This is a genomic window from Cellvibrio sp. GW822-FHT04B05, from assembly GCF_058800985.1.
The window spans coordinates 968,254-981,210 of sequence record NZ_JBXAMU010000001.1; the positions used below are offsets into that span (position 1 = coordinate 968,254).

A 12,957-nucleotide genomic window follows, 5' to 3' on the forward strand; every position below is an offset into this window, starting at 1 on the left:
TCATATTAAATTATATTTTAAAAATTAGGAGGGAAATATATAACACCAAGGGAGTCTATACGGCTCCCACTTCTGCCATATAATCCATCTAAAAAATTACCATTGTTGCTAAATTTATAACTAAAGTTCTCAATTCCTGTTTGGAGTCCTGCATATAGTGATGCTCCATGAAATGTGGAGATGCGAAGATTGACCAACCCATTATTATTATATTGACCAGCGATTTCAGTAACGTAATTGCCAGTTGGGAATGGAAAGTTTATGTTTAATTGTTGACATGTGCCACCACTACCTCCAATTCTTTCGCCGCCATTTACTCTAATGGAGTCAATTTTGCTCCCGGAGCAGACTTCAATATGATTTATTGGTCCCAATATATGGAAATCATTATTACCACCTATGGAGCCTGATGGGCCCGCACTTCCTTTAAATTTGGTTGAACTAATTATGCCTATTGCATCAAGAAGAGTTGCACTTCTACCCTTAAATCCAATTATGTTATCAGTAGCATATCCAAATCCGACTCCACGACATTCCCCCTTTGTTATAGTCGCTCCATTAGAATCCCTAAGAGTAAGAGAATTTATTGTGTTTCCGTTATAGCAACCACTGACCCCCACAAGTCTTGTTGAGTAGAAAACGTCAGCGCCTCTAATCTTGAGGGTGCTGCATGAGCCACCATTTCCACCACGCTGTACACCTGATCCATCGGTGTAAGTTACTTTTATTGAATCGACTCGTGAGCCTCCGCATAGCGTTACTGATTGTATCTCTGTGTGGCTAGAGTCTCTAAATTCCGTTCCACCCATACCACCTGACAAACCTGCTTCAAATATTTGCGCATATGAACTAATTGAGAAAAAACTGCGCTTATAGCAAATAAAACCTTTTCATAAAAATCTCCTGGTTTCATCTTACATGATGTAAATTTACCCTTTCTGCATCGAGTGAAAGGCGGCATGAGGCTACGGGAATTAAATCTATGAATCAATGCCGATATTTTATTAAGATGATTAGGGTGCCTTTTTTATTCCATTGTCCGCCCAAAATCTCCCCGTACTTTTTACGTCATTACGAATCGCGTAATTCTTTTTCCATGTTTCGGGATTGTCGTAAGCGCGTGGGTGATCAAGGTGCAAGCAGTTAACGCTGTAGCGCACTTGTTTTCCTTTCAACCCGTGATTATATAAACGTTCGCCGAGTTCACGATCCAGTCCGCCGTATTGCATATCTTCGTTGAAACCATTACAGGCTTTGATATCACTTATCCAGGTAGAGCTGTTCATACCATTCCAGGTGGCTTTGGTGGGAGTGACAGCATTAAGCAGCGCTTTGATGCTGCGGCTTTTAATTAATTTCCACAGTTTATGGCTTGAAGGCTGGCCGGCTTTTTTTAGCCAATCAATATTAAAAATAACACCACTGGCAATATCCGCTTCGGTGATTTTTTCTGATACCGGTGTAGTAAGTTTTACGTAACCGCCCGACAGGAAATAACCGGGTTCCGCCAGTGATTGGTGGATGCTGATAAAATCCGGTTCGGGAATGCAGTCGCCGTCGGTGAAAATTAAATAGTCGCAATCGGATTGCGCAATCGCTTTATTCAGGATCTGGCATTTTTGAAAGCCTTTATCTTCATGCCAAATATGCTGGATATTTAATTTGCCGCGCGCCTGAAAAAACTCGATCACATCGCGGGTGGGTTGGCCTGAACCATCGTCGGCGATAATCACCGTAAAATTATTGTGGCGTTGTGCTTCGTAACCATACAACACGTTTTTGAGCCACTTGGGTTGGTTATAAGTAGTAATGACTACGCCCATTTTTTGTGGTGACATAACAGTATCCTGAATTAAATCGGTGTTGAATCGTTAGCGGGAGAATCTATTGTTGCAGCTTCATGCAGTGCTTGCGCAGCCAGTTTTTGTTGCAATGCATCCCACACAGCAGCAGCTTTAATTCCGCTCATGCACTGCGGGGTATCAGTGTTGTTTTCAGGTAGCCATTTGCAGTGGCGTTTATGGCAAGGCATGCATTCCAATGGTTCAGATAATTGCAAATTCTGCGTGTGATCGCCAATTAACCCGACTTTGATGGGTGATGTTGCACCGTAGAGCGCGATAGTCGGTGTTTCCAATGCGCCGGCCAAGTGGGAAAAACCGGTATCCAGACCCACCACGGCAGCAGCTGCGACCAATTTTTCAGCAATGGTGGTAATCGATAGACGCTGCTCAGGTCGCGTTGCTTGCGGGCAGGCGCTGATAATTTTATCGGCGATTGCCTGCTCTTCTGCACTGCCCCAAATAATTTCAACCGCGAAGCCGGCATCGATTGCAATTGAGGTTAATTCTTGCCACTCACAGGTTGCCCAGAGTTTGGTGACCCAACTGGTGCCGATAATAAAAATAAGTTTCTGCGCGTTTTTGTGAACATGCGTGAAATTTTGGTTGATGCCAAAATTCAGTTTGGGCGAGGGTATGTAACCCAATGCTTTGCCTACTAATTGGCGAGTACGTTCTACGGCATGTTGGTCGCGATCAACAAAGTGGCCGCGCGCATAAAACCAGTGGGTAATGGGTTCACGGGCAGAATTTTTGTCGTAACCATCAACACCATTGCCTTTGGCACATTTAGCGATGATTGCACTCTTTAATAATCCTTGCGCATCGATAATACAATCGTAGGTCTCTGTGCGAACTTCCGCTCGCCAAGCTTTAAATTCTTGCCAGCTTTGTTTGTTGCGCCGTTTTACCCAGCGGCGCAAATTGATGGGTATGACTTTATTCACTCCGGGGTGCCAGTCAACAATCTCTTTAAAGCTATCTTCTACCACCCAATCGATTTCAGCGTGAGGGTATTGTTTTTTAATATCGCTGATCGCTGGAAAGGTGTGAAAAATATCACCCATGGAGGACATTTTGATAAGCAGTATCTTCATGGGTGATATCTTTTTGTGAATCTAAAATGGTTATGCGAATCACCGGTGAAGGCGAAACCAAAACGGTTGTGTTACTGATATTTTTTATAGGATTTTTCTTCTATCAACTCAGAGCCAAACGCGAGGTTGATATCCTTTTTTACCGCAGCACGTTTGTCATTGGTGACGTATACAGCGCGTGCAAGTTGGATAAATTTATCGCTAAAGTCTTTAGCTAATTCGCAATCGCGAATGTCATCTTCAATTATCCAGAGTTCCTGGTTGATGTCTTTCAATGCTTGTTTGAGCGGAGCTAATTTGTTCAAGCCTTCCGTATCCAGCAAGCTGTTTACTTTTTCATCAAGGATGGTTAATTCATGAGTCACATTTTTCAGTTTGGCTTCATCGCCGATATTAACGGCTTTGATTTCCAGAATGGTAATTTTGTCGATAAGTTCGCCGAGGGAGATAGGGGCTTGGATTAGCATGGGTGTATTTCTCATGGAATTTTTTGTAGCGGTGATTCTAGCAAATTCAGTTGACGGTTTGGTATGCGAGCGGGAATTTGATTATTCCCCGCAGGCACGATTAGCCGGGACGGCAATATCCATCAATGTCGGGTTGGGCAAGTCAAGGTTTTCCATCATCTCTACATAGGCATTCAGGTCTTGCACCTGCAAGCGTGGATTGTGCGCTTTTTCCTCGGCGATAGTGCTTAACTGCCAGCCTTTGTAATCATGCGCGGGATAGACCCAGGTGTGATCGGGTAGGGTGAGCAGCTTGGAAAACAGGCTGTGATATTGATCTGCCGCGCTGCCGTTTTGGAAATCGGTGCGACCGGTGCCGCGAATCAGCAGGGTATCGCCGGTGAATACACACATCTGATTGTGATGTTCCAGCACGTAACAGTAGGAATCATCGGTATGGCCTGGCGTGTAAATGGCTTTAAGGGTCAGGTTTCCTACCGGGATCTGGTCGCCATCGTGCAATGCTTGCGATACGCACGCGGAACCGGCTTCTTGCCCTAACAATGTCTTGCAGCCGGTGGTGTCGCGCAAAGCGCCCGCACCGGTGATGTGGTCGGCGTGGGTATGGGTATCAAGCACATAAACCAGCTTGAGGTCCAGCTCCTCCAGCAGCTGCAAATATTTAGTCACTTCTGTTTTTACTGTGTCGATCAATACCGCCGCGCGCGTTTCTGCACAGGCGACTAAATAAGTGTAGGTGCTGGATTCGCGCTCAAATAATTGACGGAAAATCATAAGGACTCCTCTCTGGAATAATCGCGCAGAGCACAAACAGCGGCTAGCGATTCCATGGCATACGTGCAATCAACATGCCCATCATACAAGTGTCAGTGATACCGGCGAACATCAAACCCGCTCCGACAAATCCCGAGAGCCAGTAAAATCCCGGGTTGAATACACTGCCCAACAGGACCCCGGTAAACACCAGAAAGCCGGCGGCAATACGCACTTGTCGTTCCAGTGACATCACAGCCTTGCCGCTTTGCTGCAACGGAATCTGTGCGTCGCGAACTGCGTTAATTCCGCCGTCGATAATGATTAATTCTGCGTTTATATGATCTTGTAATTGATCAGCCGCCATTTCCGCGCGTTTGCCGCTCTGGCACAGTAGATAGATGATGTTGCCATTTCTATCGCTTTTGGTGATGTCCGCCTGCAAGCGCTCGGGAGTTAATTCATGCAGTGGGATATGCAAGCAATCCGGCAGTTTGGATGCATTCACTTCGGCGGCGGTACGCACATCAAGGATAAAGAGGTCGGCGGTTTTATTGGTCATCAGATCGAGCGGGTGGATGCGTTTATGGCTCATAGTGTTACCGGATTAGTTGACGTTTCGTTTGGTGGAGAGGATACGAAATAGCATTTTTATAGAAAGGTTAGTAACAGTTTGCGCTTTTTCTGCGGCGTTCGCTTGGCGTAATCTCCGCCTCCCTCGTCCCACCTGCACGAATCATCTAGTGGCACATCATCTGAACTGGGTTTATCTCTACCATTGGTGTGACGAATCGCGCGCTTTTTTACCGGTTTTGTTTCTTATACACACGGATTTCTCTACAAGTTCACACTTTTGTTGATCACTTAACGCCAGCGCCTTAGTGGGACGACGCTCTGATTATGCCGCCTTAAACTCGACCTTGAGCCACTACATAAGCGCTACTGAACCCGGTGTGTTTTTGCCTGACAGGTTGTGTTTATGAAACTCGCGGCAGCAATGAAGCTGAATCTAATGTTAGGGATAGGTAGCATCAACCGTTGATTCCCACTTTGCTGTTAGTCGGGTAATTCAACCTCACAACAATAATATCTAACAAAGAGGCAACACCAAATGCGAATAAATCTATTCGGCCGCCGTGGATTCGGTCGCCGTGAATTCGGACGCAATGCCGTCTGTGCATTACTCACGCTGGTCAGTTCCTGCTTGTTTGTACAAACAACCAGCGCACAAACCATCAATATTAATCCAGTCTCCATCACCGGCAGCACCAACTTGCAACCGGCCAATTTGGCTATCGATAACAATGGCAGCACCCGTTGGGAGTCCAATCACGGTGTGTCGCCCAGTTCACTCACGCTGGATTTGGGACAAGCTTACACGCTCAACCAAGTGGTGATTTTGTGGGAAGCGGCGAATGCCGCGAATTACGAAATACTCGGCTCCAATAACAATTCCACTTGGACGCAACTGAGTTCGCGCACTGGAGGCACCTTTGGCAATCGTACCGACACACTGGGTGTAAGCGGCACCTACCGCTATGTACGCATGAATGCGTTGACGCGCAGCACCGGTAATAACTGGGGCTATTCTATTTTTGAAATAGATGTATTTGGAGCTTTGCCAGCGTCTTCATCCAGTGTTGCTGCCGGTAATTGCAATCAGGGGTGTGTGACCACGCTCAATAGCACGACGTTGCGTGCAACTGTCACACAAGCCGATATTGTCGATATCCACTACCGGATTAATAACGGTGCGCAGCAAAATGTGCGCATGAATGTTTCCGGTAATAATTGGACTTACGACATCCCCAATTTATCTGCGACTGATGTGGTCAGCGTTAATTTCACTATTATCCGTTCAGGAGTAGGGCAGGATACCGCGTGGCAAAATTACTCACTCGGCACAGTTGCCACGAGTTCATCGCGTTCAAGCACGCCATTATCAAGCTCATCGCGCAGTTCGATAATTCCGTCGAGTTCGTCGCGCAGTTCCGTGGCGCCATCGAGTTCATCGCGCAGTTCAACGGCGGCATCGGTGGCGCCGTCCAGTTCTTCAGCGGCAAGTCTCGGCAATATTGTACCTTTATACAATTCATCAACTGTGCTTGAAGGTGCGATTCAATTTGATCGCGGCGATGCATTGGTAACGCGGATCGCGGATCGCGGTCGCGACCGTCACGCGAAAGAAGATCAATTCCAGGCCTACGATCACTTCCTCAGTTTTTATTGGGAACATCGCACTGCAACGATTGAAATTGTTGACTACGTTGCGAAAGGTGGCAGTACCGTGCGCATGAATGTGGTGACGCAATTCCGCTTGAGCGATACTGAAGCAGAAAACCGCTGGTTCTATCGCGGCGTGGGTACTGTTGCTGAATATCACGATAACGGCACCATGAATGTAATCAATGATTTTAATTACTATAAAGAGCGCAGCTACAACGCACGTGAAGGTCGTAACATTCAAATCGGCGATAAACTCGAATTTGAATTAAGCCAATTCCTCGATCACAGTGTGCCGCACGGTCGCTCTGCGTATTACGGCACTACTTATCTTTATATTGTCGGCGAAGGTTTAGTGCCTTGGGATATCACCGGTAATTTCGGCACTCAAGGTGGCAGAAAAGATTCGGTAAAAATTCCCGAGAAAGCCTGGTTAGGTGGCAAGACAACGCTTCCTTACATGCACTCCAATGAGCCGGATAATCACTTCATCCAAATGGCGACCAACCTCGCATCGATCAACGGCCAACCGTTCGTGTTGGGTCGCCGCGTGCATCACGCCTCGTTTGTGGATGGTTCGCACGATGAGCATGTTGCCGATAACGGCATTTTCCCCGACACCGTCGGCAAAGCCGGACCACATTATGTGCATGATCGCTGCGCCGGTTGCCATGTGCGCAATGGTCGCGCTGCACCCGCGCCGGTTGGCCAGCCGTTGGATAAATGGGTATTTAAAGTGGCGGATATCAATAGCAATCCACATCCTAATTTAGGTCGTTCATTGCAACCAAAATCATCTGGCGGTGCTGCAAGTGAAGGGCAGGTTTCAATCGCATTCTGGAGTGAATCAAACGGTTTGCGTAAACCCAATTATCAATTCAGTGGCGTAACACCCGCGCGTTTTTCTGCGCGTGTTGCGCCCCAATTGGTTGGTATGGGTTTATTGGAGGCCATTCCTGAATCCGCCATTCTTGCGAAAGAAGATATTAACGATGCAAATGGCGATGGCATTTCCGGTCGCGCGAATCGCATCGCTGATCCTGCTACGGGTCAAACCCGTCTCGGTCGTTTTGGTTACAAAGCGGGAACTACCAGTGTGAAGCATCAAGTCGCTGCTGCATTTAATGCGGATATGGGAGTGATGACCAGTCTGTTGCCAAATCCTGATTGCGGTTCGGCGCAAACTGATTGTGGCGCCAGCGGTTCAGAGTTGTCGGATACACATCTGAATAATCTGGTGAAATATATTTCAACGCTCGGTGTGCGTCCGCAACGCAATATTAATGATGCAGCAGTACAGCGCGGTGAAGCACAATTCGCGACTATCGGTTGCGTCGGTTGCCACACGCCAAGTTATGTCACCAGCCAATACCATCCACTGGGTGAATTGCGCAGCCAAACTATCAAGCCCTACACCGACATGTTGTTACACGATATGGGTCCTGATATGGCAGACAACCTCGGCGAAGGTTTGGCAAGCGGCGCTGAATGGCGTACCGCGCCGCTCTGGGGCTTGGGCTTGTCGGCCTGTGTGACCGGCGGTGTAACTGATGCTGCTCAAGGCGCACAAGTGTGTACTCCGGTACATAGCTATTTGCACGATGGCCGCGCGCGTTCGATTGAAGAAGCTATCTTGTGGCACGGTGGCGAGGGTCAAGCATCTAAAAATGCGTATCAAGCATTATCTGCTTCACAAAAGCAGGATGTATTACGTTTCCTCGAATCTCTCTAAGGTTAAGCGTTTTAACAAGTTAGGTTCTCCTTGCCCCGGTTAATCGCCGGGGCTTTTTTTGCGTGTTATTTTTCGTTGTCTTCTCCTGACAGGTTTTGGTGAGCAGCGGATCTACTCTGGTATTGTTGAAACTATCAAGCAACAGTTTCAAGCAACAACAATTTACCGGAGTAACCTTATGTCGGAATCCCCCTATGCATCCCAGCGCGTGTATCGCCTGGACAGATTCGTTGTGCCGCACAGCGCCCGCGAAGAATTTTTCGCCCGCGTCAAAGCTACCCATCAAATACTTAATGAGCAGCCCGGTTTTATTCAGGATTTTTTACTGGAACAACCCATGGATGAAAATACCTTTGTATTGGCTACCTTCGTAGAATGGGAGAACGCCAGCTTTATCGAAAGCGCACGCGCAGTAGTTAAAGAAATGCATCAGAAGACAGGTTTCAATGCGCAGGAAACGATTGCGCGTTTGGGAATCAAAGCAGAATTAGGTAATTATCAACGTATTCGCTAATAAAAAAATGTAATCATATTGAATCAACCGGAGAAAGGAATTATGAGCAGTCCATCCCCCAGTGTTATTTCGCATGTATCGATTGGCACCAATGATTTTGATAGTTTGCGCGCGTTTTATGAAGCAGTGCTTCCCAGTGTGGGAGCAAAAATCATTATGGAGCATCCCGGCGCAGTCGCGTTTGGTCGACAATTTCCCGAGTTTTGGATCGGTGTTCCGCACGATGGAAAACCAGCCAGTATCGGCAATGGTTTCCATATCGGTTTTATTGCGGACAACAAAGAACAAGTCCATGCATTTTATGATGCTGCAATCGCCGCCGGCGCAACTTGCGACGGTCCGCCTGGCCCGCGTCCTTTATACGGAGAACCTTATTACGGTTGTTTCGTACGTGATCCGGAAGGCCATAAGATCGAAGCATCCTTCTGGGATGAAGCATTAGCTGTAACACTTTCTGGAAACTGATTTTTTCTGATTCAAGCCAATAAACATCTGCACTAAAAAATACAGTGCAGATGCCTATGGATATCGCAGGAGTGTGTTGTGATGAAAAAAATCCACAATCCAGCTGTTGCCGACGTCTTTAAACAATATCCGCCCTATATCCGCAAAAAATTATTATTCCTGCGCACATTAATTTTGGAAACTGCCGCTGAATTGGATGTGGGCGAAATAGAAGAAACCTTGAAGTGGGGCGAGCCGAGTTATATTGCCAAACAGGGCAGTACCATCCGCATGGATTGGAAACCGCGCGCCCCCGAACATTACGCACTTTATTTCAATTGCAAAACCACGCTCGTTGAAACCTTCGAGGCGCTCTATGGTTATTTATTTCACTACGAGGGCAGCAGGGCGATTATCTTTACCAGCATGGAGTTGATTCCCGTTAAACAATTAAAGCAATGTATCGGTTTATCTCTGCAGTACCATCGGCTCAAGCATTTGCCGTTGTTAGGAGCGCGTGTTCTTTAATTGCTAATTCCCTGTTTCTCCCACCGGGCGATTCAAGCGTATAATGCGCGCCGATTCCTGTTTCCTGTTTCCTGTTTCCTGTTCCCAGAGTCTTCTGATTCGCACAAAAGGCCATTCCATGTCTGAAGTCCGTACCCGTATTGCCCCGTCGCCCACTGGCGATCCGCACGTAGGCACCGCCTATATCGCGCTGTTCAACCTGTGTTTTGCCCGTCAGCACGGCGGTAAATTCCTGTTGCGCATTGAAGATACCGACCAAACCCGCAGCACTCCCGAGTCCGAACAGGCGATTCTGGACAGCCTGCGCTGGTTGGGTCTGGAGTGGGACGAAGGCCCGGACGTCGGTGGCCCGCACGGCCCCTATCGCCAAAGCGAGCGCATGGATATCTACGGCAAATATGCGCTGGAGCTGGTCGAAAAAGGCCATGCCTTTTATTGCTTCGCAACGGCGGAAGAGCTGGACGAAATGCGTCGCGAGCAGCAGGCGCGCGGTGAAACACCCAAGTACGACGGTCGCGGTTTGAAGCTGTCGCAAGAGGAAGTGACACGCCGTTTGGAAGCGGGCGAACCCTATGTCATCCGCATGAAAATCCCGGAAGACGGCGTGTGCATTATCAACGATATGTTGCGCGGCAATATTGAAATCGAATGGTCGCAAGTGGATATGCAAGTGCTGCTCAAAGGCGACGGCATGCCCACCTATCACCTCGCCAACGTGGTGGACGATCACCTGATGCAAATCACCCACGTGATTCGCGGCGAAGAGTGGATCAACTCCGCGCCCAAGCATCTGAAACTCTATGAATACTTCGGCTGGCAAGCACCAGTGCTGTGCCATTTGCCACTGCTGCGCAACCCGGATAAATCCAAACTCAGCAAACGCAAAAACCCGACCAGCATCCTTTATTACAAGCGCATGGGGTATTTGCCGGAAGCGATGCTCAACTACCTTGGCCGCATGGGCTGGTCAATGCCGGACGAGCGCGAGAAATTCACCCTTGCCGAAATGCAGGAACACTTTGATCTGCTGCGCGTGTCATTAGGCGGCCCGATTTTCGATGTGGAAAAACTCAACTGGCTCAGCAGCCTGTGGATTCGCGAGAACTTCACCATCGAGCAACTTGCCGAGCGTTTGCACGGCTGGGCACTCAACAAAGAAACTTTGCTGCAAGCACTGCCACACGCCCAATCGCGCATGACCACCCTGAGCGATTTCGCCCCACTGGCCGGCTTCCTCGTCAGTGGCATGATGCCGGTGAACGAAGCGAGTTTTGCCGGCAATAAGCTGGATGTAGAGAAACAAAAAGAGTATCTGCAATTCGCCCTCTGGCGTTTGGAGGCATTGCGCACCTGGGAACGCGATAACCTGTTCGCCGAACTCAAACTGCTCGCCGATCAAATGGGCATCAAGATCAAAGACGCCCTCGCACCCGTGTTTGTCGCCATTGCCGGCACCACCGCGTCCTTCTCAGTAGTGGACTCCATGCAAATCATCGGCCCCGACATGAGCCGCGCCCGCATCCGCCACGCCATCAATGCCTTGGGTGGCTTCGGCAAAAACAAACAGAAAGACTTGGAAAAGATCTTTGACAAACTGGGCGCAACCGCAGAAGAACCAGCTGCCAATAGTTAAGCGCTTGATTTATCGATAAAAAAACCGGAGTGCAAGCCCCAATTTTCGCTTGACACTCCGAGGTCAGCTGCATAAAATGCGCGCCACTCAGAGACAGGATGTCAATGAATCTGGGGCTTTAGCTCAGCTGGGAGAGCGCAACACTGGCAGTGTTGAGGTCAGCGGTTCGATCCCGCTAAGCTCCACCAAATTAAAAACCCGTTTATCGTGAGATAAGCGGGTTTTTTGTTATTTGCTCTAACTAATTGGAATTGGTCTGTGCTTTTTCTTGCACTGACAATCAATACATTCGGTTGTACCAATCCTCGCGCGCAAGAGTGGGAGAGTTGATCTCAATTCCTTTTGGTACTTCTGCATCAAGCAAGATAAAAGCAAGTCGTTCAGCTAGGTGAGCGAAATGCCAGTGAGCTACAGCAATTGCTTGAGTGCTGTGCCTCTTTCGTAGTTAATTTCTCAAGCGATACCACCTGCTCTAAAACACTAAATAAAGCCAAAAAATTTGCTGATGTTGATTTTTCAAGATGTGGTGATAGTGCGGCAGATAACAATGTCACTGCCTCTATTTCGGCATTGGCCACAAGAAATTTTTCAACCATATTTTGTGCTTGAGACTGAAACTCCTTTTCAATGCAGAGATCCAGAATCGGTTCTATTGCCATGTCAGGTGCGAGATTAGGTTTAAGAGGAGAATCCAAGTAGTTTCCGTGCCATCGTTTTTGCACCATTCCCAGCCATGCAGGCTGATTGCTTGCCGAGTCAATATTGACAGGGGGATGAGAATATCTCGGATTTGATCGGAAATCTCTGCGATACAGGTATTCGTTGTTCCTTCACAATCTACTTCTACTGCGAAGCTTGCATGGATCTCTGCTGTGATATCTTTTTTCTCAATATGGCGGATGTACCAATACTTTATGAATCGAATATCTCCAAGTTCTGTTGTATTTAGTTTAAACAGCTCTACCTCCATACTTGGAGTATTTGAATAATTATCAACTATTGCACTGAGGTGCTCTTGAAAGAATCTTATTGGCGAAAGATTAAATCTGAGTCGTGGTAGGTTACTCTTGTAATGATGTGATCGTATTGAAAGTTGGCCTGCGTGTTCAATTGTAAATGTTCCTCTCGCATGCTTTCTGCGAGTCCCGCCAGCAGGCATTGATCGATTCTTGAACTTCAATGTTATAGCTACTGTTTATACTGTGTAACGTGCAAGGGTTTTTAAAGGAGGTGAGTTCCTCATCCATTAGAGGAATTTCTATCGAAATATCTGCGGTTAAGCCGCTTGATGGCAGTTCGGAGATTCTGCACTCTGCCTCTAGTTTTTTTCCGTTGGAATTGGTTATTACTGCGTCGAAGGAAATATTTTTAAGAATCATGTGTTCCTCTAGTGCCATGCAGTGTTGTTGGGTAGACGAGAGGGCGCCCAGTTCCCACTTTGCTAACGTGCAATTCCAAGTTCAATGATTTAAGCACTTTAAGAATTGTGGCGAAGCTCGGGTTGCCTTCACCTGATAACGCTTTATAAAGACTCTCACGACCCAAGCCGCAATCTTTTGCTAATTGGGTCATGCCTCTGGCTTTGGCGACATTGCCTAAAGCTTTGGAAATAAATGCTGCATCATCACCTGCTTCTTCAAAGCAGGTTTCCAAATAGAGCGCTATTTCATCTTCTGTTTTTAAGTGCTCAGCAGAATCCCATTGACGTAGTTTTAATTCGGCCAT

At 47.6% G+C, this 12,957-nt stretch carries 13 protein-coding genes and 1 tRNA gene; 6 read left to right on the forward strand and 8 right to left on the reverse strand.

Annotated features, from left to right (window positions below; translation table 11 throughout):
- Nucleotides 1–17: 17 nt before the first annotated feature.
- The 6 genes from AC1RJL_RS03930 to AC1RJL_RS03955 form a co-directional block, all read right to left on the reverse strand.
- A complete protein-coding gene (locus AC1RJL_RS03930; protein WP_492911437.1) occupies nt 18–821 on the reverse strand; it encodes a jacalin-like lectin in 804 nt (267 codons plus the stop codon).
- Nucleotides 822–1,013: 192 nt separating this feature from the next.
- Nucleotides 1,014–1,838: a glycosyltransferase family 2 protein gene (locus AC1RJL_RS03935; RefSeq protein ID WP_492911438.1), complete on the reverse strand. Its 825-nt coding sequence runs from the start codon at nt 1,836–1,838 to the stop codon at nt 1,014–1,016.
- Nucleotides 1,839–1,852: 14 nt separating this feature from the next.
- A complete protein-coding gene (gene waaC, locus AC1RJL_RS03940) occupies nt 1,853–2,938 on the reverse strand; it encodes a lipopolysaccharide heptosyltransferase I (protein WP_492911439.1) in 1,086 nt (361 codons plus the stop codon).
- Between the two features lie 71 nt (nt 2,939–3,009).
- The gene (locus AC1RJL_RS03945) at nt 3,010–3,405 is read right to left on the reverse strand and encodes a DUF6165 family protein (RefSeq protein ID WP_492911440.1); all 396 of its coding nucleotides are present in this window, start codon (nt 3,403–3,405) and stop codon (nt 3,010–3,012) included.
- Nucleotides 3,406–3,486: 81 nt separating this feature from the next.
- Nucleotides 3,487–4,179, reverse strand: coding sequence for an MBL fold metallo-hydrolase (locus tag AC1RJL_RS03950; protein WP_492911441.1), 693 nt, complete (start codon nt 4,177–4,179; stop codon nt 3,487–3,489).
- A gap of 43 nt (nt 4,180–4,222) precedes the next feature.
- Nucleotides 4,223–4,753, reverse strand: a complete 531-nt coding sequence (locus AC1RJL_RS03955; RefSeq protein WP_492911442.1) for a rhodanese-like domain-containing protein — start codon at nt 4,751–4,753, stop codon at nt 4,223–4,225.
- 516 nt (nt 4,754–5,269) lie between these two features.
- Here AC1RJL_RS03955 and AC1RJL_RS03960 point away from each other — a divergent pair.
- From AC1RJL_RS03960 to AC1RJL_RS03985, 6 genes are all read left to right on the forward strand, one after another.
- On the forward strand, nt 5,270–8,113 hold the full coding sequence (locus AC1RJL_RS03960; RefSeq protein ID WP_492911443.1) for a di-heme oxidoredictase family protein: 2,844 nt from the start codon (nt 5,270–5,272) through the stop codon (nt 8,111–8,113).
- Nucleotides 8,114–8,291: 178 nt separating this feature from the next.
- Nucleotides 8,292–8,627, forward strand: coding sequence for an antibiotic biosynthesis monooxygenase (locus AC1RJL_RS03965; protein WP_492911444.1), 336 nt, complete (start codon nt 8,292–8,294; stop codon nt 8,625–8,627).
- Nucleotides 8,628–8,669: 42 nt separating this feature from the next.
- Nucleotides 8,670–9,092, forward strand: coding sequence for a VOC family protein (locus tag AC1RJL_RS03970; RefSeq protein WP_492911445.1), 423 nt, complete (start codon nt 8,670–8,672; stop codon nt 9,090–9,092).
- An 81-nt stretch (nt 9,093–9,173) separates the two neighbouring features.
- Nucleotides 9,174–9,599 (forward strand): DUF1801 domain-containing protein, encoded by a 426-nt coding sequence (locus AC1RJL_RS03975; RefSeq protein WP_492911770.1) that lies wholly within the window; start codon nt 9,174–9,176, stop codon nt 9,597–9,599.
- A gap of 118 nt (nt 9,600–9,717) precedes the next feature.
- Nucleotides 9,718–11,232, forward strand: a complete 1,515-nt coding sequence (gene gltX / locus AC1RJL_RS03980; protein ID WP_492911446.1) for a glutamate--tRNA ligase — start codon at nt 9,718–9,720, stop codon at nt 11,230–11,232.
- A 112-nt stretch (nt 11,233–11,344) separates the two neighbouring features.
- Nucleotides 11,345–11,420: transfer RNA gene (locus AC1RJL_RS03985), tRNA-Ala, on the forward strand.
- Between the two features lie 192 nt (nt 11,421–11,612).
- Here the strand turns inward: AC1RJL_RS03985 and AC1RJL_RS03990 are convergent.
- On the reverse strand, nt 11,613–11,927 hold the full coding sequence (locus AC1RJL_RS03990) for a hypothetical protein (protein WP_492911447.1): 315 nt from the start codon (nt 11,925–11,927) through the stop codon (nt 11,613–11,615).
- A gap of 673 nt (nt 11,928–12,600) precedes the next feature.
- Entirely contained in the window at nt 12,601–12,957 is a 357-nt protein-coding gene (locus AC1RJL_RS03995; RefSeq protein WP_492911448.1) for an addiction module antidote protein, read from the reverse strand.